Origin of the sequence: Paenibacillus sp. FSL A5-0031, from assembly GCF_001956295.1 — a bacterium.
GTDB lineage: Bacteria > Bacillota > Bacilli > Paenibacillales > Paenibacillaceae > Pristimantibacillus.
Map to the genome: position 1 here is coordinate 21263 of NZ_MRTD01000027.1, position 22214 is coordinate 43476.

At 44.5% G+C, this 22214-nt stretch carries 30 protein-coding genes; 2 read left to right on the forward strand and 28 right to left on the reverse strand.

Features of this window, described 5'->3' with window-relative positions:
* Positions 1 to 85: 85 nt before the first annotated feature.
* The 25 genes from BK120_RS30925 to BK120_RS31045 all read right to left on the reverse strand — a co-directional run bounded on the left by BK120_RS30925 (position 86) and on the right by BK120_RS31045 (position 18873).
* Positions 86 to 388 (reverse strand): HU family DNA-binding protein, encoded by a 303-nt coding sequence (locus BK120_RS30925; protein WP_441883526.1) that lies wholly within the window; start codon positions 386 to 388, stop codon positions 86 to 88.
* A 202-nt stretch (positions 389 to 590) separates the two neighbouring features.
* Entirely contained in the window at positions 591 to 2069 is a 1479-nt protein-coding gene (gene spoIVA, locus BK120_RS30930) for a stage IV sporulation protein A (RefSeq protein ID WP_076271348.1), read from the reverse strand.
* 295 nt (positions 2070 to 2364) lie between these two features.
* Positions 2365 to 3117, reverse strand: a complete 753-nt coding sequence (locus BK120_RS30940) for a hypothetical protein (protein ID WP_083682663.1) — start codon at positions 3115 to 3117, stop codon at positions 2365 to 2367.
* A 129-nt stretch (positions 3118 to 3246) separates the two neighbouring features.
* Entirely contained in the window at positions 3247 to 3594 is a 348-nt protein-coding gene (locus BK120_RS30945; protein WP_076271350.1) for a 2Fe-2S iron-sulfur cluster-binding protein, read from the reverse strand.
* Positions 3582 to 4196: a nucleotidyltransferase domain-containing protein gene (locus BK120_RS30950; protein WP_076271351.1), complete on the reverse strand. Its 615-nt coding sequence runs from the start codon at positions 4194 to 4196 to the stop codon at positions 3582 to 3584. The genes BK120_RS30945 and BK120_RS30950 overlap by 13 nt, the downstream gene beginning before the upstream one ends.
* A 32-nt stretch (positions 4197 to 4228) precedes the next feature.
* Complete coding sequence (locus BK120_RS30955; RefSeq protein ID WP_076271352.1) at positions 4229 to 4525, reverse strand: 2Fe-2S iron-sulfur cluster-binding protein; 297 nt, start codon at positions 4523 to 4525, stop codon at positions 4229 to 4231.
* 55 nt (positions 4526 to 4580) lie between these two features.
* Positions 4581 to 4760 (reverse strand): DUF2768 family protein, encoded by a 180-nt coding sequence (locus BK120_RS30960; RefSeq protein WP_076271353.1) that lies wholly within the window; start codon positions 4758 to 4760, stop codon positions 4581 to 4583.
* Positions 4761 to 4896: 136 nt separating this feature from the next.
* Complete coding sequence (locus tag BK120_RS30965) at positions 4897 to 5172, reverse strand: stage VI sporulation protein F (protein ID WP_076271354.1); 276 nt, start codon at positions 5170 to 5172, stop codon at positions 4897 to 4899.
* 81 nt (positions 5173 to 5253) lie between these two features.
* On the reverse strand, positions 5254 to 6288 hold the full coding sequence (locus BK120_RS30970) for an NAD(P)H-dependent glycerol-3-phosphate dehydrogenase (protein WP_305953922.1): 1035 nt from the start codon (positions 6286 to 6288) through the stop codon (positions 5254 to 5256).
* A gap of 10 nt (positions 6289 to 6298) precedes the next feature.
* Positions 6299 to 6895, reverse strand: coding sequence for a glycerol-3-phosphate 1-O-acyltransferase PlsY (gene plsY / locus BK120_RS30975; protein ID WP_076271355.1), 597 nt, complete (start codon positions 6893 to 6895; stop codon positions 6299 to 6301).
* Positions 6896 to 6907: 12 nt separating this feature from the next.
* Positions 6908 to 8230: a ribosome biogenesis GTPase Der gene (der, locus tag BK120_RS30980; RefSeq protein ID WP_076271356.1), complete on the reverse strand. Its 1323-nt coding sequence runs from the start codon at positions 8228 to 8230 to the stop codon at positions 6908 to 6910.
* 77 nt (positions 8231 to 8307) lie between these two features.
* On the reverse strand, positions 8308 to 8487 hold the full coding sequence (locus BK120_RS30985) for a capping complex subunit for YIEGIA (RefSeq protein WP_076271357.1): 180 nt from the start codon (positions 8485 to 8487) through the stop codon (positions 8308 to 8310).
* Positions 8480 to 9397: a YIEGIA family protein gene (locus BK120_RS30990; protein ID WP_076271358.1), complete on the reverse strand. Its 918-nt coding sequence runs from the start codon at positions 9395 to 9397 to the stop codon at positions 8480 to 8482. The genes BK120_RS30985 and BK120_RS30990 overlap by 8 nt, the downstream gene beginning before the upstream one ends.
* A complete protein-coding gene (locus BK120_RS30995; RefSeq protein ID WP_144376899.1) occupies positions 9397 to 10041 on the reverse strand; it encodes a YphA family membrane protein in 645 nt (214 codons plus the stop codon). Before BK120_RS30995 ends, BK120_RS30990 begins: the two co-directional genes overlap by 1 nt.
* Positions 10042 to 10236: 195 nt before the next feature.
* A complete protein-coding gene (gene rpsA / locus BK120_RS31000) occupies positions 10237 to 11472 on the reverse strand; it encodes a 30S ribosomal protein S1 (protein WP_076271360.1) in 1236 nt (411 codons plus the stop codon).
* An 81-nt stretch (positions 11473 to 11553) separates the two neighbouring features.
* Positions 11554 to 12132: a lysophospholipid acyltransferase family protein gene (locus tag BK120_RS31005; RefSeq protein ID WP_076271361.1), complete on the reverse strand. Its 579-nt coding sequence runs from the start codon at positions 12130 to 12132 to the stop codon at positions 11554 to 11556.
* Between the two features lie 3 nt (positions 12133 to 12135).
* Positions 12136 to 12804, reverse strand: coding sequence for a (d)CMP kinase (cmk, locus tag BK120_RS31010; protein ID WP_076271405.1), 669 nt, complete (start codon positions 12802 to 12804; stop codon positions 12136 to 12138).
* Between the two features lie 171 nt (positions 12805 to 12975).
* On the reverse strand, positions 12976 to 13173 hold the full coding sequence (locus BK120_RS31015) for a hypothetical protein (protein WP_076271362.1): 198 nt from the start codon (positions 13171 to 13173) through the stop codon (positions 12976 to 12978).
* 53 nt (positions 13174 to 13226) lie between these two features.
* Complete coding sequence (locus BK120_RS31020; RefSeq protein ID WP_076271363.1) at positions 13227 to 13883, reverse strand: flagellar brake protein; 657 nt, start codon at positions 13881 to 13883, stop codon at positions 13227 to 13229.
* A 58-nt stretch (positions 13884 to 13941) separates the two neighbouring features.
* Positions 13942 to 15294 carry a germination protein YpeB gene (gene ypeB / locus BK120_RS31025; RefSeq protein ID WP_076271364.1) on the reverse strand — a complete coding sequence of 451 codons (1353 nt, stop codon included), beginning with the start codon at positions 15292 to 15294 and terminating at the stop codon, positions 13942 to 13944.
* A 103-nt stretch (positions 15295 to 15397) separates the two neighbouring features.
* A complete protein-coding gene (locus tag BK120_RS35620; RefSeq protein ID WP_179089937.1) occupies positions 15398 to 15559 on the reverse strand; it encodes a hypothetical protein in 162 nt (53 codons plus the stop codon).
* A 74-nt stretch (positions 15560 to 15633) separates the two neighbouring features.
* Positions 15634 to 16329, reverse strand: a complete 696-nt coding sequence (gene prsW, locus BK120_RS31030) for a glutamic-type intramembrane protease PrsW (protein ID WP_076271365.1) — start codon at positions 16327 to 16329, stop codon at positions 15634 to 15636.
* A 15-nt stretch (positions 16330 to 16344) separates the two neighbouring features.
* Positions 16345 to 17595, reverse strand: coding sequence for a Glu/Leu/Phe/Val family dehydrogenase (locus BK120_RS31035; RefSeq protein ID WP_076271366.1), 1251 nt, complete (start codon positions 17593 to 17595; stop codon positions 16345 to 16347).
* 136 nt (positions 17596 to 17731) lie between these two features.
* Positions 17732 to 18346 carry a genetic competence negative regulator gene (locus tag BK120_RS31040; protein WP_076271367.1) on the reverse strand — a complete coding sequence of 205 codons (615 nt, stop codon included), beginning with the start codon at positions 18344 to 18346 and terminating at the stop codon, positions 17732 to 17734.
* 203 nt (positions 18347 to 18549) lie between these two features.
* On the reverse strand, positions 18550 to 18873 hold the full coding sequence (locus tag BK120_RS31045; protein WP_076271368.1) for a hypothetical protein: 324 nt from the start codon (positions 18871 to 18873) through the stop codon (positions 18550 to 18552).
* Between the two features lie 178 nt (positions 18874 to 19051).
* Here BK120_RS31045 and BK120_RS31050 point away from each other — a divergent pair, with 178 nt between their 5' ends.
* Positions 19052 to 19909, forward strand: coding sequence for a polysaccharide deacetylase family protein (locus tag BK120_RS31050; protein ID WP_076271369.1), 858 nt, complete (start codon positions 19052 to 19054; stop codon positions 19907 to 19909).
* Here the strand turns inward: BK120_RS31050 and BK120_RS31055 are convergent.
* Both BK120_RS31055 and BK120_RS31060 read right to left on the reverse strand, forming a co-directional pair.
* Entirely contained in the window at positions 19899 to 20132 is a 234-nt protein-coding gene (locus BK120_RS31055; protein WP_076271370.1) for a hypothetical protein, read from the reverse strand. The two genes, BK120_RS31050 and BK120_RS31055, sit on opposite strands and share 11 nt — an antisense overlap.
* On the reverse strand, positions 20129 to 20722 hold the full coding sequence (locus BK120_RS31060) for a CPBP family intramembrane glutamic endopeptidase (RefSeq protein ID WP_076271371.1): 594 nt from the start codon (positions 20720 to 20722) through the stop codon (positions 20129 to 20131). The genes BK120_RS31055 and BK120_RS31060 overlap by 4 nt, the downstream gene beginning before the upstream one ends.
* A gap of 111 nt (positions 20723 to 20833) precedes the next feature.
* Between BK120_RS31060 and BK120_RS31065 the strand changes: the two genes are divergently transcribed.
* A complete protein-coding gene (locus tag BK120_RS31065; protein WP_076271372.1) occupies positions 20834 to 21754 on the forward strand; it encodes a hypothetical protein in 921 nt (306 codons plus the stop codon).
* A 15-nt stretch (positions 21755 to 21769) separates the two neighbouring features.
* On the opposite strand, the gene BK120_RS31070 is transcribed toward BK120_RS31065, so the two are convergent.
* Positions 21770 to 22096 (reverse strand): rhodanese-like domain-containing protein, encoded by a 327-nt coding sequence (locus BK120_RS31070; protein ID WP_076271373.1) that lies wholly within the window; start codon positions 22094 to 22096, stop codon positions 21770 to 21772.
* Between the last annotated feature and the right edge of the window lie 118 nt (positions 22097 to 22214).

Consider the following 22214-nt stretch of genomic DNA (forward strand, 5'->3'; position numbering starts at 1 on the left):
AAGCAGCAAAATCATGCTTATATTCCGTGGCATATGGATGCTTGCCGCCAAACATCGGCGTCAATGCAGTTAAGCTGGAGTATGCTTAATTGGATACGAGGTCCTTGAGTGATTTTCCTGGTTTGAATGCAGGCGTTTTGCTTGCTGCGATCTCAATAGGATCTCCCGTTTGCGGATTGCGGCCTTTACGTGCTTGGCGCTCGCGAACTTCGAAATTACCAAACCCAACCAATTGGACTTTATCCCCGCTTTGCAGCGCATCGGATATCGCATCAAAAACAGCGTCAACTGCTTTCGTTGCATCTTTCTTCGAAAGATCAGTCAATTCAGCTACTTTTGTAATCAAATCTGTTTTGTTCATTGTTTCACCTCCTCCAAAGTGCATTATGTACTTTTTTTTGGTGTAAGCATATAAACTCTCATCTTATCCCTCTTATTAACGGAAAACTTCAAAAATATACCTTTTAACCGAACAAACCTATAGTAATACAGCCGTTTGCCAATTTCAAGTGCCAACCAGCATTTCCTGCAAAACAAATAAAACCGCTCCCTTTACGGCAGCGGCTTATTCGTATTCTAGTATCGATCAACTACAGAATGATAGCAATCAATCCGCCGGAGCCCTCGTTGATAATACGTCCGAGCGTTTCCTGCAGCTTGTAGCGGGCATTATCCGGCATCATTGCAATTTTGCCTTGAATGCCTTCTCTCACAATCGAATGCAGGGAACGACCGAATATATCAGACTCCCAAATCTTGATTGGATCATTCTCAAAGTCTTGCATTAAGTATCTTACCAGCTCTTCGCTTTGCTTCTCCGTGCCGATAATCGGAGCAAATTCCGATTCCACGTCGACGCGGATCATATGGATGGATGGTGCTGTTGCCTTCAGTCGAACCCCAAAGCGTGAACCTTGGCGGATTAACTCCGGCTCGTCAAGTGCCATTTCCGCAAGTGTCGGTGCTGCAATGCCGTATCCAGTTGTCTTGACCATTTCCAGCGCTTCGGCAAAACGGTCATATTCCCTCTTGGCATGAGAGAACTCCTGCATCAACTGTAGCAAGTGGTCTTTGCCGCGAATCTCAACGCCGACTACTTCCATCAAAATACGGTCATACAGCTCATCTGGCGCGTACAAGTCGATTTCTGCTACGCCCTGCCCCATATTCATGCCGCTTAGTCCAGCTTTGGCGATGAAGTCATATTCCATGAACTGGGTGACTACTCGGTCCACATCGCGCAGCCGGCGAATATCTTTAACCGTATCGCGAACGGAGCTCTCATAGTTGCTGCGCAGCCAGTGCCGATCATTAAGCACCATGACCCAGCTTGGTAAATTAACATTTACCTCATGGACAGGGAATTCATAGAGTACTTCCCGCAATACCGAGATGACTTCTTCCTCACCCATCGTAGCTACGCTAAGCGTCATTACTGGAATGTCATATTTAGCTTGCAGCTCGTTTCGCAATTGAAGCGCCTCTTCACCCTTAGGACGAGTGGAGTTGATAATGAGGACAAATGGCTTGCCGACTTCTTTCAGCTCGTTTATAACACGCTCTTCTGCTACAACATAGGAGCTGCGCGGAATTTCTGCGATAGAGCCGTCCGTCGTAACAACAACACCGAGTGTAGAATGCTCTTGGATTACTTTACGCGTCCCGATCTCAGCCGCTTCCTGGAATGGGATCGGCTCATCGAACCAAGGAGTTGTAATCATACGTGGACCATTTTCATCCTCATAGCCCTTCGCGCCTTCAACCGCATATCCAACACAATCGACGAGTCTCATGTTTACCTCAAGTCCATCGGTAACCCTGAGCTGCACCGCTTGATTCGGAACAAATTTAGGCTCTGTTGTCATAATCGTCTTACCTGCGGCGCTTTGAGGAAGTTCGTCCACGGCTCTCGCACGGTCTGATTCGTTCGCAATGTTCGGAAGTACAACCGTCTCCATAAACCGTTTAATAAACGTTGATTTGCCCGTCCGGACAGCCCCGACAACCCCGAGGTAAATATCCCCGCCGGTTCTTTCGGCTATGTCCTTGAAAATATCTACTTTCTCCACTGAATATCCCCTCCCAATTGATTTTTCCGGTTCGCCGCCATCCACCGGTCAATAGGGCAGGCCAGCGACGCAACTCGTACATGCTTTTTGGACTAGTAACATCTTATGTGCAAGCTTTCCGATTATGACGATTCCTTCAATGAAATCTTTTTTTGTGCCTCTGCGGGGCTTCCCTTCCAAGATTGAGTTATATGAGAAAAAAAGCAAATCTATGACCCAAATAGCCAAAAAAACCTCTCCGAGACGATAGTCAAGGAGAGGTTTGGAACTAGCTTATTGAGGAATGAACATGGATTTAAGGTTTTACAGCCTGCGGCTCATTATTTACAAAGTGATAGACCGGAGCTTTGACAGGGACAAAGTCTGATCCATCGACGAGCAATGTACGCAAATCAAGATCTGCCTCAAAATCATTTTTTCCACTCTTTTGTATGTATTGCATGATATCTATCCCGTAATCGGAAAATACTACCCCATTCTCATCCACGATTGCTTGAATCGTTTGCCCTGAGAACACGCTTCGAATCGTTGGGGCTGTTTTGCTCATTGCTTTGTAATCGATTTGATAAAACCCTGGATATGTTTGCTCGCCCTTTGGAAGGACACTGTTTGTTTGGATATAAGAAGTTACCCAGCTCTGAATATCATTAATTTTTTGAAATGCCAAAATATCAAGCAGCTTCACTCTAGGCTTACTCTCTTCATCAATAATAAGGTAGCTGTAATTGCCGCCCTTCTCAAAAGCAGAAGAAGGTATATCCGACATATAGCCTGTCCGATTTAGCACTCCAAAATCAATATAAAATTTCTCATACTTCGGCGTGTTAGCGGTACTGTTTTTCATGGGCAGCATGCCCGTTTCGGACTGATATTGATCAATCGCTGCCTGAACATTACGAACAGCTTCTTTCGGAGCTACTTGGTTTTGCTTCATTTGACTTTTTGGATACATACACCCCGATAAAGCAAATAGCAAAACAATTAAAGCAGAGAATGCTGCGAACTGGCGTATGTAACGGGGCAGCCTTCCCATAAATAATTCGTTCATTTTTTTGTAACCTCCTAAAGGTTTGCGCAGCAAACCTACTTCGTAAGGATATGCTTAGGTTTGTGAAGCAAACCTACTTCGTAAGGATATGCTTAGGTTTGTGAAGCAAACCTACTTCGTCATTCAGGCCTACCATAAATCATCGTTTTCCTCTGCTTGCCTTGCAAGCTGCCTTGCAACTGCCGCTCGCAGCGGATCTAGTGGAATTTCCACATCCACTTTCCCAGCTACTCTAGCTTGGCATGACAAACGTTCATGATTTCCGTCTAATCCAGACAGCTTGTTTCTCTCCACCTCACCAATCGGCTGCAGCTGGCTTCCCGGCCTCACAGTGACCTTGCACATGAAGCAAGCAGCTTTTCCCCCGCAACGTGTGCGAATCGGTATATTCGCACGCCTGGCAGCGTCTAACAGCGTTGTGCCCGGCTTCACCTTAATGCTCTTGCCCAATGGCCAAAAAGTAACTACTCCGTCCATGACAAGCCACCCGCCTTTCCATACGACAATAGCTGATGGAGAGTACGCCTTGCCTCAGCGGTGAATGCATTGTTAGTTTCAATCGCAAGGAATGCACCCTCATGCTGAGCAGGCGCTTTTGCAATCGCTTGAACGATTAGATCAACGCGATCCATCCGATCTCGCAAAAAATTAAACCACAGCTCATGCGCAAGCGGAACGATCGCTACTGAATAATTAGCATCGTTTAACTGCACTTGCTCTGAGAAAGGCATTAGTAATTTATTAACCATCGTCTCATACTTACAGCCTTTAGCACTCACCTCGAACCCGCCGACTAGCTCTACCTGTATTCCTTGTATAATAAAATGGCTAAGCGTTGATCGATACATATCTGTCACGCTTAATGTTGGTTGATCCTGGGCAAAAGGCTCGAGAGCATCATAAATTTCTTCTACATTCTCTTCATCACAATAAATGTCCAAATCACGCGGATTGTTTGAAAGTTCAAGTCCTCGAAGCATTAGACTGGCGCTTCCGCCAATAATCCACTGCGCCTGACTTGATTCTGTCGCTTTTTTAACGGCAGCCAGCGCTTTATGAATGCGTTCATTTTCTGACATCGCCGGCACTTCCTTCATCAGTAGCTTATGCATTAAAAATAAGGCTTGTTGGCTGCAGCGATTTTCGCATCAGCACTTTTGACGATGGCCTGGCAGCCGAGCCGGTAGCCTTCTTCAAACTCCTCCGGCTCAAGACGGTCCCACTCCTCGTCCGTAATGCCTTCAAGATGCTCCATGCCTTCTGTAACCAAGCAGCGGCACCGGGCACAGGTTCCTCTCGCGCAAGAGAAGCTCCAATCAATCTCATGCTTAAGTGCATGATCAAGTAGCGACAAGCCTTCTTCTGCTTTTACAACAGCTGTTTTGGTTCTACCCTTTAATTCAATCATTGTATGTCAAAATCTCCCTTTTGTTAGTGAACGACCGTCCCCTATGTAATAAGTTCTAAATAATGGATATAAGTCCGCATACAAAGCCAATGATTAGAACAATAAATGCAATTAACGAAAGAATAAATTTCACTGCGCCTTTCGTTTTCAAACGAGCAAACGTAATTAAAAGGGCCGCAATCGCCATCATCCCAATGCCGAATAGCGAAACCCACATTTTTGTCATAGCATCCATAGAAATTCCATTCTCCTAATCTATATCATAATGAATTCTCACCCATTATAACATCGCACAAAAAAAAGGACAAAAGCTGACAGAACACTTTGCCGAATAAAATATTCGGGGCGTTCCACGCTTTTGCCGCAATTTTTTATTTTTTTATCATCATTTTCATGATTGCTTCCATATTGCTGGCGCTCATGCCGCTGGCTTTGACAGCTCTTACGATATCATTAATCGTAGATTCCGTAACCTTGACCTTAGCCACTTCCGACACTTGCTTAATCAGCTTGCGAAGCTCAGCTTCGTCAGTCATCGTCTGTGCTGTAACTCCGCTGGCAAGCTTCTTGACTGAGCTCTCGGAAATTCCTTTGCCCGTCTTTTTATTGATCGAATTAAGAATGTCCTTGGAGAAATCCCTCGCCATACTCTACACCTCCAGCATGCGCATGTGTATTGCTCCATGCATCATATGAGAAGGCAAGAAGATTGGTGTAGGCGCTGGTCCTTAGCCTAACTCTTCGATCTCATGCGTCCGCAGCCTGCCCATCAAATGCTCAACAGCAGTCCTAGGCGCTTTGTTCGCGAACAATACCTCATATAACTGAAACGTAATCGGCATCTCCACATCGTACTCTTTGGCTAAACTGTAAGCCGCACGCGTCGTACGAACACCTTCTACGACCATGCCCATCCGAGTGAGCACCTCATCTAGAGGCGTGCCATCTGCAAGCATGTAGCCAGCACGCCAATTTCGACTGTGCTTGCTCGTGCAAGTAACGACAAGATCGCCGACGCCAGCTAATCCTGCAAAAGTGAGCGGATTCGCCCCCATTGCCGTTCCAAGCCTGCTGATCTCCGCTAGGCCACGGGTTAATAAAGCTGCCTTGGCATTGTCGCCAAACTGCAGCCCATCCGTCAAGCCTGCACCTAATGCAATAATGTTTTTGATGGCTCCAGCCACTTCCACACCTACGACATCCGGATTTGTATACACTCGGAAATGCGTATTCATGAGCGCATCCTGGGCTTGCTCAGCTGCTTTCAAATCAGTTGAAGCAACAACTACTGTAGTAGGCTGCTTCAAAATAACCTCTTCAGCATGGCTTGGTCCTGATAAAACAACAAGCTGCTCCATCGGCCTGCCAAGCTCTTCCGAAAGTACAGTTGTCATCCGCTTCAGAGTATCTGTCTCAAAGCCCTTTGTTGCATGAACAACAAGTGTCTTATCCGATAGAAACGGTGCCGCTTGCTTAGCTACCTCGCGCATTGCACCAGAAGGCGCAACGAACAAAGCGAGCTCAGCATCCTGCAGTGCATCCTTTAAGTCCGTAGTTGCATGGATTAGCTCAGGAAGCTGTACACCAGGCAAAAACTTGCTATTCTCATGGCTGAGGTTAATGTTCTCCGCTTGCTCCGCACTGCGCGTCCATAGCTTTACATGATAGCCATTTCTCGCGAGTACAGAAGCAAGAGCAGTGCCCCAACTTCCAGCAACCAGCACTGCCGCATTTTTCATTGTTGATGAATCCAGCTTTGTCATGCGACGCTCACTACCCTTTCTTTGCACCTAACTTGTTTTCCGTTCCTTGAAACAGCTTTACAATATTCGACCGATGGCGTACGAATGCAAAAATACATATCAGAAGACTTGCACAAAGTAAAGGAACCGAATAATAGAACAAAGTAATAAATAATGGCGTTAAAGCAGCAAACAATAATGAGCCAAGCGATACGTATCTGGTCAAAGCAATTGTCGCAATGGCAATGGCTCCTGCACAAAGTGCAGGCACGAAAGCAAGGGTCGCAATGACACCTACAGTCGTAGCAATGCCTTTGCCTCCTTTAAAGCGGAACCAAATCGGCCAGTTATGGCCTATGATTGCGGCTAATCCGCACAAAACTGGAATCCAGTCGTTTTCACTTAGAGCGCGGCCAATAAATACAGCTGCAACCCCTTTGCCGATATCGAGTAAAAACACCAGTAAGCCCGGCCCTTTGCCGAGCACCCTGAGTGTATTCGTAGCACCAGCGTTTCCGCTGCCGTGCTGACGTATATCGATACCTTTCACCCATTTGGCAATAACAATGCTAAATGAAATTGAGCCTAACAAATAGCTTAAAGCAACCGCGATTACTCCGTATAACAAGCTACTTCTCCCCTAATCTTCTTCGGACTTACGACGCGAGAATATGCGTATAGGAGTCCCTTCAAAATTAAATGCAGCACGAATTTTATTTTCCAAATAGCGCTCATACGAGAAATGCATAATTTCCGGATCGTTGACAAAAACAACAATCGTCGGTGGTTTGATCGCTACTTGTGTAACATAGTTAATGCGCAGACGTTTACCTTTGTCGGATGGCGGCGGATTAATCGCTACTGCATCCGAAACAACGTCATTAAGAAGATGAGTCTGAATGCGCATGGCATGCTGTTCAGAAACATGCTTCACAACAGGCAACAGCTTATGCAAACGTGTTTTGGTTAATGCTGATAAATAAACGATCGGTGCATAAGACATGAACAAGAAATGATCACGAATATTTTGCGAGAAGTTTTGCATCGTCTTCTCATCTTTTTCGATTACATCCCACTTGTTCACAACAAATATCGATGCTTTTCCTGCTTCATGAGCATAACCAGCAATATGCTTGTCCTGCTCGATGATGCCTTCTTCACCGTTAATCAGCACTAGAACAACATCCGCGCGTTCAATCGCTTTCATCGCACGCATTACGCTGTACTTCTCTGTGGACTCATACACTTTGCCTCGTTTACGCATGCCGGCTGTATCAATGAGCACATAACGCTGCCCATCACGCTCGAAAGGCGTATCAATGGCGTCACGAGTCGTACCCGCTACATTGCTTACAATTACGCGGTCTTCGCCAAGCAGTGCATTCACTAGAGATGATTTCCCAACGTTAGGACGGCCGATTAATGCAACACGGATGACATCCTCATCGTAGCCATCATCGGTTAGATCCGGAAGCAAAGCGACAGCAGCATCAAGCAAATCACCGATACCTAGCCCATGCGAGCCGGAAATTGCGATTGGTTCACCAAAGCCAAGTCCATAAAACTCATAAACTTCATCCATGCGGCCATGATTATCAACTTTATTAACTGCAAGCACAACGGGCTTGCCCGAACGGAATAGCATTTGAGCAACTTCATCATCCGCATGCGTCAAGCCTGTTTTCGCATCCGCCATAAAGATAATTACATCTGCTTCTTCAATTGCGAGTTCAGCCTGCATACGCACAGATTTCATAATTTCATCTTCGCCATCGATTTCAATACCGCCAGTATCAATAATGCTGAACGGTTTTCCATTCCATTCTCCGGTGCCATAAAGCCTGTCACGAGTGACGCCCGGTTTATCCTCAACAATTGCTAGACGGTCGCCGATGACCCGATTAAAAATCGTGGATTTCCCCACATTCGGACGACCGACAATAGCGATAACGGGTCTTGCCATGTTTGTTTTCCACTCCTTCAAAAATACTCACGCTATCCATCATAGCAAAAAAGTGCGTTCTTGGCTAACTTTTCATATTATCGGTGATTGACCAGTATGATTGTACCGTTCTTTAAATCATGCGCACTCGCATCCAAAATCTTCTCGAGCAGAAACGAGGTTTCTTCCAATTTATCTACATTTTCTGCAATAAAAATCGGAGCTCCGCCACTAACCGCATCTGCATGAATGGATACCACAGCTAAGATTTCAGCCATTTTCCTCTGCCCCTTTCTTGTTCACAGATGCTTCTGTCGGCATGCGAACAGCAGATTCCAAAATCGGCACTCGCATGATAACTGCTTTCCCTTTATCTGCATCCAACTCCTGTGGCAATATAAATACAGCCAATCGCCCATCCTTCATATCCAGCTTCGCCATTGGTATTAAAGCAGGTTCTCCATCATCGCGATATACCCCTAAAATCGTAGCCAAATCGTAAAGAATAGCTTGCCGTTGACCAAGATTGCTTAAAGTAACCTTGCCATTTGAGTTGAAGGGAGTCAAAATAAACCCCATGCCACGCGCTGCAATGATTTCTTGGTTGCTCTTCAAACCTACGTTCATAATATAAACGTTATCGACAAACAAATCCGGTCCATCCACTCGAACCTTCGCGGCTTGCACCTCAGCAATATGGGAGACAGCTTTGCCTGATTTCAGCTTCTCAACGACTAATAGCGAGATAACTCCCGCTATCATCCCTACCCATATATTTACTAATATCCCAAATAGACTTGTAAGCAATGCCGTCATAATAACTAAGTAATTTCGCCCTTCAAAAACCATGGCGATTCCTTCAATATATGTCGAACCGCGTCCTACCAGCTCCATACTGTCGATTTTCGTCAACGTTTCGCGTTCCATTTTTCGCACATCTCTAAATTGCTGAGCAGCTAATGTAAGGAAAGTAATTGCAGTGTAATCTTTGTTAAACAGCGCCGGCACAGCAACAGCTCCTAATGCCGCTGCAATTACACCTAATGATATATGGATGATTCGTCCATGAGGATAAGTTGGATACTGGCGATAATCCGTTCTTAGCATGAGCAAGCGTGAGATAAGCCCAAAGGCAATCCCAAGGAGAACACCGACCAAATATTTGTTTTCAACAAGAAAATGCTGCATTAGGATGGACGTCCTCCCTTTATATGCCAAAGTATTACGCTGAGCTTGGAAAACACTAATCGAACCGATTTCAACAGCAAACTGCATGTCATAGCTGCAGCCAGCGCAATCCAAAAACTGTCCCACCAAGCTAAATTGCCAATATGAGCGGTGTGTGCTCCAAATTGAAGGGCAGTGTTTAACGTTTCGCCAAGTACCGCTCCCCAGACGATCATCCCAAATTGATGTTTTACATGCGAGGTAAACGCGCCGCAAAAAATTCCACAGAGCAAAGGAGCATCCCAGCTCGGATCAATCCAATGAAAAACGGGATCAAAGCTATACATTTTGCGGATGAACCCCCATATGACAGCAATCATTATTGTGCACAATATTAAGTAACCTAGATAACTCCAATCCTCGGCTTTCTTAAATGCGAGTATGCCTAACAGCAATAGAAGACAAACACTCATATGGAGCTCGACCTGAATATGGCCTTGTAACGGCTTCCACCAAAACGAAACACCCATCAGTGCGATTAACGCAATGCTAAGAAGCGACAGCATACGACGGCTAATATCGGGAGCTATAAACGGCTTCCAGCCTGTCGTAATAAGGATAAACATAATAATCATAATCCAAATCGACATATATCCGGGATTCAACGTTATCTCACCTCTTGTACCCCCTATTATGCACCAAAAAAAAGGAGCTATTCCTGCGAGTTTTCGCAGAAATAGCTCCTTTTTGTAAATATAAGAAAGTATATCATTTGCTTCTACTTATCTTACATTTCTCCGTCAAAGCTGCCTCAGCATCCAGAGGACGCTGAAGGCGTTTTTGATTGATATAAAAAAATATTATTTAAGGTTTTTAAGCTTGTCGCCGAAACGCTCTGCAAGTGAGTAGCTCATGCTCTCATTGCTCAAGCTTACATTCGGGTTATCGATTTTCTCGATTTTTGGTGAACGTGGTGCACGATCAGGTCTAGCGCTAGGAGCTGGTTGCTCAGGCGCTTCTTCTGTTTCTTTGATGCTTAGGCTAACGCGTTTTTCAGCAGGGTTAAAGTCAAGAACTTTCGCTTGAACTTCTTGGCCTTCTTGAAGAACTTCGTTAGGTGTAGCAATGTGACGGTGTGCGATTTGCGAGATGTGAACAAGACCTTCAACGCCTGGAGCGATTTCAACGAAAGCGCCGAATGGAACTAGGCGGCGAACAGTACCCGTTACGATATCGCCAATTGCAAATTGACCACCTGCAGAATCCCAAGGACCTGGTTGAGCAGCTTTCAAGCTAAGGCTGATTTTTCCAGCAGCTGGATCAACTTTAAGTACTTTAACGCGTACCGCTTGACCTTCAGAAACTACATCCTTCGGATGTGCAACATGCTGCCATGACAACTCGGATACGTGAACTAGACCGTCAATGCCACCGATATCAACAAAAGCGCCGAATGGTGTAAGACGTTGAACCGTACCATCAAGTTCTTGACCTACTTCAAGCGCAGCAATAACTTGCTTTTTGCTGGATTCGAACTCAGCGTCAAGTACTTCTTTTTGAGACAAGATCACTTTGTTGTTCTCACGATCGATTTCTTTGATCTTAACGCGAAGCGTGCGACCTTTGTAACCTGCGAAATCTTCAACGAAATGACGCTCAACCATCGATGCCGGAATAAATCCGCGAACGCCTACGTCAGCAACAAGGCCGCCTTTTACAACGTCAGCAACAGCAACTTCAAATACTTCGCCGCTTTCAAAACGTTTTTCAAGAACATCCCATGCTTTTTCGCCGTCAACTTGACGTTTTGAAAGGACAAGCTTTTCTTTCTCGTCGTCGATGCTTACAACTTTAAGCTCAACCTCTTGACCGATTTGAACAGCATCCGCTGCGTTTTCAATCTGCACTGCAGAAAGCTCACGAACCGGAATAACACCGTCATATTTATATCCAAGGCTTACATAAGCTTGGTTATCTTCGATTTTGACGATCGTACCTTTAACGGAATCGCCTTTTTTCAAAGACACGAAATTATCCAAAGCGTCTTGGCTTACTTCTTCCGCCACGGATTCTTGCACATTAGTTTCTTCTGACATTGAAATAACCTCCTCAGTTCTAACCCCAACTTTATTTAAATCCGCAAGCGCCTAGAGCGAAAGCAGCATTTAAAACATAAATTAACGATTGTTTGCAGCTAACTCGCGAATGCGAGCCATAATGGCATCTGTTACTTGCTCAAGCATATCAGGCGATGATTCTTCAATAATTGCAGTAAGATCAATAGGCTTGCCGTAACAAACGATTATTTTGCTGAATGGTCTATATTTACCGACAATGGCAACAGGAACGACTGCTGCGCCGCTGCGAACAGCAATCATGGCTGCACCCTTCTTGGCTGCTCCAGATTGATTGTTGCGAGAGCCCTCCGGGAAAATACCCATAACATTGCCGTCTTTCAGCAACGTGATCGCAGACTTGATAGCGTCCTTGCTCACACCGCCGCGTTTGACTGGAAACGCGCCAAACGAACGAATAAGAGGCCCAAATACGGGAACTTTAAACAATTCCTCTTTCGCCATAAAATAAACCTTGCGTTTCACCTTGACTCCAACCGTAGGCGGATCAAAGTTACTCAAATGATTCGAAGCGAGGACAACTGGTCCGTCGGCTGGAATATTTTCCGTGCCTCTAGCTTCTAATCGAAATAACACCGTGTAAATAACACGCAGGAGAAACCTGAAAATAAGATATGACATAGTTTACTTCGCCTCCGCCAATTTGGTTCGGCTTAATTTCACAATTGCATGAATTACTTCATCAATTGTCATGGCGGTGCTGTCGAGTACAATAGCATCCTCCGCACAAATGAGCGGCGAGATGTCACGTTGCTCGTCCAAACGATCACGTTCAGCGATCTCCGCTTCCAATTGGGCAAGCGTAATGGTTTGGGTATCCACTATTTCACGGTAACGGCGAAGTGCCCGTTCCTTAACGGATGCAGTCAGAAAAATTTTCAGTTCCGCATTTGGCAGCACATGTGAACCAATATCACGGCCATCCATAACGACGCCTTTACGCTCTGCAAGCTTGCGCTGCAAGTCGCCAAGAACTTCTCGTACCGTTTCATTCGCAGCAATATGAGACACCTGAAGCGTCACTTCGCGCGAGCGAATCAATGCGGTTACATTTTCACCATTCACAAATACCGACTGGCCATGTTCACCAGGTTCTAGCTCAATCTCTAATGCTTTTACTAGTTCAGCAAGTTTGGCTGTCTGGTCCACCTTTACTTCTGCTCGCTGGGCGCTTAGTGTTACTGCGCGATACATAGAGCCCGTATCGATATACACATAGCCAAGCTGCTCGGCGACTTTCCGTGCAACCGTGCTCTTGCCCGCGCCTGCCGGCCCGTCAATTGCAATGTTCATACGGTCGCTGTCACCTTCGTGATGCACCACCTAAGGTCAACCCCCTTTTAGTAGAGACGGCTGGCCGAATGCATGTAAGAATGCGACGCAAACCTCTCAAGAAAAAAGCAGGCTTTGCCTGCGAACGTGAAAATTATACCACACTATATACGCAGATGCAAAAGCTGAGCGTCAGTTCATATGGGTTCCTTCCCACTGATCCACACCCGTCAGCCAATATCTAACCGTATCATTTTGCAATGCTGCTTGTGAGCATACGAGTAAAATAACGAGCGTAATGATGATTTTCTTCAATACGCTGCTTACTTCATCCGTTAGCTTAATCATTTTTTTGCGGTTTGTTTTTTTATGTAACAGATTTCGTGTCATATGAATAACCCCTCCCTCTTTCTGGGTAGTTTTCCATAATTAACGAATGTTATTCAGCGATTGCGATATTCCAGCTGCTTCTCAAAGCAGTACCTGATAACCTTTTGCCGCTCTGAATCATTAATGCTCACATATTTAATCATAGCCTGCTTCCTTCCGGATTCAAGCTGGACAACACGTACGACTTCCCCTCGGAAAAAAGCATGTTCAATGGTCCCGTTCTTAAATGGAACTAGCAACCAGCACTCTAGTACTTGTTCAGGTGCGATCTGCCATTTCCCATCACAAATAAAGGAGATTCCGCCACCGCCAACATCATCGGTTTCACATACAAATCGGATGTTGCTTGACATTTTAACTGCAATCTCAAGTTCAGCTGATACGCGCAAGAAGCTGCGTCTTTGAACTTTAGTAATGCGATCCAGTTCAGGCCTGCGAATTTTTATGAGTTTAACTACGCCATCCTCTTTGAATCCAAGGACATGTGAATCGAAATAATTTTTTATGCCATCCTCTGATACAAAATAAACAGAAAGCTCATCTCCTAAAAAAAGGCGCTTGTATCTTCCTGATTTTTCGCTGATTGGAACTTCTATTAGTAAGCCGTCCTCTTGCTCATCGGCAATACGGGACTTGTATTCAATCGCTGCTTCCTCTTCGTCTGACGATGCGATCTGATAGTAAAGCATTTGGTTCACTTTTGGCAACAAATTGACTCCCCCCATTTACATGTCATTATAACACGTCGATTTGAGGGGAGCCATATCGTTATTTGTCAGAAGCTGCCTTAGAATCTGCATGAGACATTTCCTCAATCGATTCTTCCGTGCCGGTTTCTGCATTGATATATACGCGATAAATCGAACCGTTCATATTACCCGTATACTCATAGCAAAGAGCCTCTTTGCCTAAATCGTTGAAGATGATCGCCATTTGCTCGGTTTGCACCTTCATCTCCGGATTTAGCGTCTTCCTTGCCTCAGCTTTTGTAATCGTTGGACTAGGTATCTTGCGAGTGTGATGTTGATACACATAATCATTTGCTTGCAAGCCTACCGTCTGCCCTTTATCAAGAGCAACCTTCAAGGTCAATTTATCAGGGTAAATAAGAACCCCGTTCTGCGTACCTACATAGGTAAATGCGCCTGTGTTTTCATACTTGTCGTAGCTAATAGCTTTCATATCTTTAAATCCGTGTTTCTTCAAGAAGGAATCAGCCGATGCTTTTGCCTCTTCAAAAGTCACTTTCGCTTCTCCAATATCACGAGAATTCAAAAAGTAGAGAAGCTGGCCGCCTTTTTCCGTAAAATCCATTTGAAGCGTACTGTCCTTGCCTTCTTTCACCGTTGCTGAGAACGAAGCATATTCAGTTCCCTTCGCATTTTCAACAACACGGATGTCAGCATTAGGAACATCAGTAAACTTAGCCGCTTCTTTTTTAATTTCTTCAGCGGTCACCATGTTTCCGCCAAGCATTTTAATCGTACGCTTCTGATACATGCTGCTAACGGAAGGGCCCCAATTGATTTCTGGATATTCACTTACCTTCTTGTCTACCGATCTAAAGCCGTCAATAATAATGTTGGGGTCACTTGCGTTTTTGGCAGCTGCGATTTCAGCGTCCATCCAGCGCAGACGGTTGTTCAGCACATCCTTCTGCATCTTTGACAAATCCTTCGATATTTCCTGTGAATTCGTATAGAGCGTCTTAAGCGTCTTGAATTCATCAGGCGAAAGCGGCTGCTTCGTCAAGTCGCGAACAGATGTCTTGTATGCAAAGTTTGCAATGCGCGACAGGAAGTCTTCTGCTTCATTGAAAGGAAGCATCGATACAGGAAGCTGGTTGATCTCATTTTGCGCTTGGCTCGTTAAACGCCAGACATTGACAAGCCCTTTGCGATGAAAGGCTTGTGAGGTGGAGTTAACAGCTAGCGTGTTGCCTAATTGCTGATGCAGCTGCTCAACATGGTTAGTCAAATCGTGGAACGCTCGTTGATATTGGTTTTCAGCCTTTATCAAAACTGCGTTTTTCTCTTGTTGCTCTTGATAACCCCAGTAGGCAGCGCCGATAAACAGCACTGTCATAATGGGAAATAGAATTGAACTGAGTCGACGGTACATAATACAAAAGCTCCTTTCTTGTGCAAAACCTGGTTTTAGTTTGGTTTGCCCAAGGGAGCTTTATGCATCCATCTATTTATTTGTCATTGCTGCATCTATTTCCCTAAAATACGCTATGCTCTTCAATTTCCAGATCATTTGCATTGTTGCAAATACATTGCTTAAAGCCAGTATCAATCGAATCTTTTTCTCTTCGTCCGCGAAGCACAAATTTTTCTCCGCATAGATTGCATCTAATCGTTACCTTTATTCTTGCAGCCTCCATAAGCCCCTCCTCAGCCATTATTCGAACGCCATCATTTCAGGCATTACAATATAATGTAAGTATGGACGGATCGACTACAGTTTAATCTCATCCTCACGGACCATAAATCGAAAGGGCGACCGTGCATTCGCATGACTCATTTTGCGCAAGCCCCATATCCAAAGCACGATCATAAACGGAATAATAAAATACATCCAATTTGTGCGCAACGTAATCATGATCCAATCGTAAGTACCATGTAGAAGCACTGGCAGCAAAAGTGAAATGCCTAAGAAATAGACGGTTTTGTTTTTTGGAGCAAACTTCGCTTTCCCTAAATAATAGCCCATCATTATACCGAACAAGGCATGGCCAGAAACGGGAAGCAGCGCCCTCACGAGAAGCGTGCCGAACGTAGCAGGCGAGTAAATGGCATACAAGACATTTTCTAAGGTTGCGAACCCAAGCGAAATGGCTGAAGCATAAACGATTCCGTCATAAGGCTCGTCAAATTCGGTATGGTTGTATATGACATGATACAGTACGAACCATTTTACGAACTCTTCTACGCCTGCGGATTCGCCAAAGGCAAATATGAGCGAGTGATCGCCAAGCCAAAGCTGAAGTCCCCGCTGAATAACCATGATCGGTACAACGACAAGAATGCCTAGCACAAACATTCTCGCTACCATGTGGATAGGCTCCGCTTCATAACGATCTCTCAAATATAAATAAGTAAGCAGCGAAACGCCTGGCGCAACAGCCGCAGTCAAAACGGAAAACAACAGCATTCTTCCCCTACTTTCTTACACCCAGCCACGATAGCGTACAGCTTCAGCCATTTTGCGTACACCGGCCATATAAGCTGCAAGACGCATATCGACCTTACGGGTGCGGTGTATTTCATACACTTGGTTGAAGCCCCTTATCATCATAAGCTTCAGCTTATCATCCACTTCTTGTTCATCCCAATAATAGCCTTGATTATTTTGCACCCATTCAAAATAGGACACGATGACGCCACCGCTGCTCGCGAGCACATCCGGAATAAGCAAAATGCCTTTGTCCGACAGGATTCGCGTAGCTTCCAGCGTCGTTGGGCCATTCGCTGCTTCTACTACGATGGTTGCTTTAATGAGATGGGCATTTTGTTCCGTTATTTGATTCTCGATTGCCGCAGGCACAAGCACATCACAATCGAGCTCGAGCAGCTCAGCATTCGTTATTGTGTTCGTAAACAAGTTCGTTACATTGCCAAAGGAATCTCGACGATCGAGCAAATATTCTATATCGAGTCCTTCTTTATTATACAACGCCGCGTTCACATCGGAAATACCTATCACGCGCGCACCGGCCTCATGCATGAATTTGGCAAGATAACTTCCAGCATTACCAAAGCCTTGAATGACGATTCGCGCATCTTTTATGTCTATATTTTTCATGTTCAAAGCCTCATGGATCATCATAACGACCCCTCTGGCTGTAGCTGTCTCTCTTCCTTTGGACCCGCCAAGCACAAGCGGCTTCCCTGTTATAAAGCCTGGAGAATCAAATTCACGAATGCGGCTATACTCGTCCATCATCCAAGCCATAATCTGTGAATTTGTCATCACATCAGGTGCAGGAATATCTTTGCTTGGTCCTACGATTTGGCTGATGGCCCGCACATAACCTCGGCTTAAATTCTCAATTTCTCGGAAAGACATCGTTCTTGGATCGCAAATAACGCCGCCTTTACCGCCGCCATAGGGCAAATCAGCAATTCCACATTTTAGACTCATCCAAATGGACAAAGCCTTAACCTCATTTTCAGTGACGGCTGGATGAAAACGCACACCGCCTTTTGTAGGTCCTACCGCATCATTATGCTGTGCTCGATAGCCCGTAAACACTTTTGTTTTGCCATCATCCATCCGAACTGGAATACGGACGGTCAGAAGCCTCATGGGCTCCTTCAATAAATCAATCATATCCTGATCATAGCCAAGCCTGCGCAGCGCTTCTTCAATAACAATCTGAGTAGAATGCAACACATCGTTTGCTTCTTTATCACTCATTCCATTCACCGCCTTTGTCTACATCTAATATGAGCGCCTTTTCCTTCGTATATTCCATTATTATGACATGCTACATGCAAGAAGAGCATCGTACAGACAAAATCAGCCTGCAGATGCTCTATCTGTGTACATTTGATTAAAAATTAAAATGATTACATATTTCCCTTACCGCTGTTTCGGGTATAATCACTTTTCCGTACTCTTCCAGCATGGCATAGGTTACCGATGTTGCTTCACCATATTCAGCGAGCAATGCAATAACAGCGTTATGCCTGGAAGCCTCGATAAGAGCAGGTTCCAGCGCTAATATATATTTGCCATGATAGGAGTACAATCGTCCGTCTTCCGTAAGCGTAGAGCTTAGCAATTGCTTGCAAACCGATATGACATCCTCAAAATCGCGGAAAGAGTACATCACAATATCGCTTTGCTCAAGCGTCACTTCCATCTCGTATATTTCGTCTTCCGTGTCGTCATCTTCAGTTGGCCTATCGCCTGCATGACTGTTCATTTTGCCACGGGTGACAATCACTACCATACCTTGAGCGGGGAGGGCAAACACTTCGACCGCTAATGGGCCGCTGGCATCGAATCCAAGTTCACTATATGCTTGATCCATCATTTCACTGAATAGTTCGTGTACTTTTGGAATTTCGCGCCACATGTCGTCCTTCTGGATCCCCCGTTCCAGCAGGTCGTCGAACGTCAGGAAAATCCGAATCTTATCCTGGCTCAGTCGTTCGATTTTCATGACAGGATCCTCCTCTGCAGCATCTGTTGTAATAGCGTATGAATTTCTAAGTAAGATGTGATCAAATTGACCAAATCATGCTATGTAACTACTTTATCATGTCTTTTCACTGATTGCACTAATAATGAACGAAAAAAAGAATCGTTTGATCGCATCGCATTTCTGCTTTGCGTCCCTACGATTCTGCATGCTTGCTGCTTTACTTAGTGGGAAAAGGCTGACGATTCCGCTTTGATCTTGTCCGCTTCCTTCTTCAATGAGGGATCGCTGTTTACGATAGCCTCAATTTGTCCCCAAGCGGCTTCGGATTTTACGGCGGTATCGTCTGAATGCTTTGGGGAAAGCGCAGACGCATTTTCCTTCACAGATTTACTCATCATTTTCGCAACAGAATTGCGTGCAACATTGGAACAAACGTCAGAAAACGCATGTGCTGCCCATGATACTGCTCCAGGCTTTCTGCGCGAGATATATACCGTTGCTGCTGCGCCAATTATTCCACCGACTAAAAAGCCACTTAACCTCATGATCTCGAACACCTCTTTCCTAATTCATCTTGCGTATTCAGTTGTTAGTTTGACCGACAAGCAGAAGCGCCATTCCATATAAAATAAGGAAATCATCCTTATCCTTCGATTAGGCAAATATGATACAATGATGTCGTTTCAGCAAGCATTTACATCAAAATTATGGAGGGCAAGCATCATGAAGCGTAACCTGCCTATAATCATTCTGCTTCTCGGGTCGCTTCTAACGGCCTGCAGCGCTCAGCAGCAAAACGAGAGCCAGCAGTCTTCAACTGAAGCCACTGAGACAGCAGCCGTACCCGAGACTTCACAAAGCTCAAACAATGCTATAAACGATGATACAGTCGTAACGAGTGAGGAACCTACGCCAACCGCTTCGAGTGAGCAGGAAACCAGCATAACAGCACTATATCGAATGAGCGAAGCCTATCGCTTCGTACCGATTGAAGAGAGTACATCGAGCAAGGTTGTTTTGCTTACTTTCGATGATGGGCCAAAAGATGAAACCGTCTTAACCAGCATGCTTGATACCCTTGATAAACATAAAGCTAAAGCGATTTTTTTCGTAAATGGTTATCGGGTGAAAAAAAATCCCAATCTGTTGAAGCTCATTGATGAACGCGGACAAACAATCGGCAACCATTCTTGGGATCATAACGATTTGAAAAAAGAAGCTAAAGAAGTCGTTGAACAGCAAATCGGCGATGTTCAAACAGACGTCGAAGCTTTAATAGATAAAAAACCATTGTTTTTCCGCCCCCCGTACGGCTCTGGCGGTGATACGGTCAAGGATATTGCAAAAAACCACGGCATGCTTTACATGACGTGGTCAAATGGTTCCCTTGATTGGGATAAAACGGCCAAAAACAAGCCTGAGGTTGTCATTAAAAATGTGCTGGAGCAGCTGCATCCAGGCGCAAACATACTTATGCATGAGCTGCAATGGACTGCCGATGCTCTTGATGAGCTGCTCACCTCACTTGAAAACAAAGGCTACGGATTCATTGATCCAGCCACCATTGAGGTCATTCGCTAAATTTTAAGCCATACCAAAAAAGTCCACCAACTAAACTTACAAACAATAGGAACAATAAATTGTAATAAAACTTTGTAACCTTATTCATTTGTGTAGGATGTTTCTTTCGCCGAGGCGGCAGAGCTTCTCCCTGATTGGAATCCGTTCCGATGATGGACGGCTCTGCCGTCTCTTCATGCTGTGCTGAAGCTCTCGAATTTCCAAACTTTTCTTTCCTGCTCATGACTCCCTCCTGAATCTTATAATTAAACCCATGATGAAATCGATCAAAAAGTGTGCAATAATCGGTGCCCAAATCGTACCTGATTCCATATAAATCCAGCCTAAGCCGTAGCTAATCGAAAATACGAGTCCAGTAGGAATCCAATGTTTTAAATACCTTACATGAATAGTAGCAAAAATTATGCTTGTCCAATAGGGACCTATGGCATGCTGAATCGCCCCGCGAAAGAGCAATTCCTCACAAATAGCTACAACTAAGGAAATAACTGCAATATGCCAAACCTTCCGCGTCCGAAAAATACGATCATTTACTCCGCCGTCATCGCTTGCTTCCTCTGGAACAAAGCGCGAAATAAGCAGGTCAACTACAATTACAGCTGCTGCTAAGCCTGCACCCCAATAAACAAAAGCAAGCTCCTTTGGAGGCGTAAATAAAGCAATCACATTTTGATGCTGAAATAAAACCCATATTAAACCGATAATAAAAGTAAATGCTTGCGTAGCATATAAATTGATTAACAACATGCGGTCATCTAGCTCATCAACGGACACCTTTCGAATGCGAATATTGCGAATATCAAATTTCTTCATAGCTTCCCGCCTGTCTGGAACGTTCATATTTTCTTTTTCGACCTTTTCACCTATACTGGTAGAACAAATCGACAGAATTATTTTTTTACATAGAAGGAGATAGAGATAGAGATGGAAAAAAAATTAACGACGACCGCAATGTTATTCAGTGTTGGATTTGTATTTCTACTTATTTGTACAGTTGGAGCCTTTTTCTATGGCATTCAAATTGGCACTGAAAAGACGAAAGCCCGCTATGTGAATGAAGCAGATGACGCAAAAACAACAACCGCTTCAGCAACCCCTTACCAGCAACAAGACTTGGTATCGTTCTATCATACTGTATTTCTTCCTTATCGTGAATTTCAAAACGAATGGTTCGCAGCTATGAACAAATTATCGCAAGGAAAGTCATTTGAAGCAACTTCTATGTTTAAAGATTTGGCAAGACTTGCTAGCGCCAAAGCAGATGAAGCAAGCTCGATTGATATGCAAAAATCTCCACTGCTCGGAGAAGCTCAGGTTAGTTACATACGAAGTCTAAAACTATTTAATGAAGCTGCTGTCAACGCAGCGGCTAGTGCAAAGAAATTATCCTTTAATGAATTGATGAAAAATGTCGAACAAGATAAAACCTATCTCTCTGCCGCTCAATTTGCACTAAACGCTCAGCAGCAATATTACTCTGCTATGCTGAAATGGTCAGCAACGGTAGATCTTGATATTCCTTCAGAATACAAGGCTCCAGCTCTGCTGGAACTGTCAGCATGGAAAAACTTTAACATTACGATAAAAAACAAACTAATGGCTGATCAGCTAATGACTCGTAAAAAACTTACTGCCTATTATCCGCAGGATTTAACAAGTCGAGTAGATGAGCTTGTCCTCTCTGGACAAGCAGCCAAGTTAAAATTGCATTCCGTATCTGCAGTTGTTGATTTGCTGATTAATACGGAAGCCGTTCGTTCAGGTGATTTCAATGAGAGCAAATCAAGGCTCTATCAACAGGCACTTCTGCCGCAGCTGCCTTTTTTCTACCCTGAAACAAATTAAATTCCAATTCCTTTGTTAATCATATTGAAACCCTTGTAAAGAGGCTATAGCCGCCATCCCACCGGTAACGTTGTGAAGGCTGCTGTAGCCTTTTTCTTCTAAGTAATTGCAAACCGCTACACTTCGTACGCCATGAGCGCAGATGATATAGATAGGCAGCGTGTCGTCAAGCTCATTCAGTCGCACAGGAATCGTGTTCATTGGAATTAATTTTGAAGTCTCCAAATGATAAAACTCCCATTCAAACTCTTCTCTTACATCTATGATTTGACTTGCTTCTACTTGTCCATTCCCTAGCAGATCAAGCAAAAATTGCGGTGTCACATCCTGCCATTTCGTCATGAATAAAGACCTCCATTGTCGTAAATTGTTGCTAATGATGCTTGAATCATAACGAAATTTTCACAATTCAGCAAGTTTGAGGATTGCTTTTGTCCACCACATTGCTTTAAAATAGAAA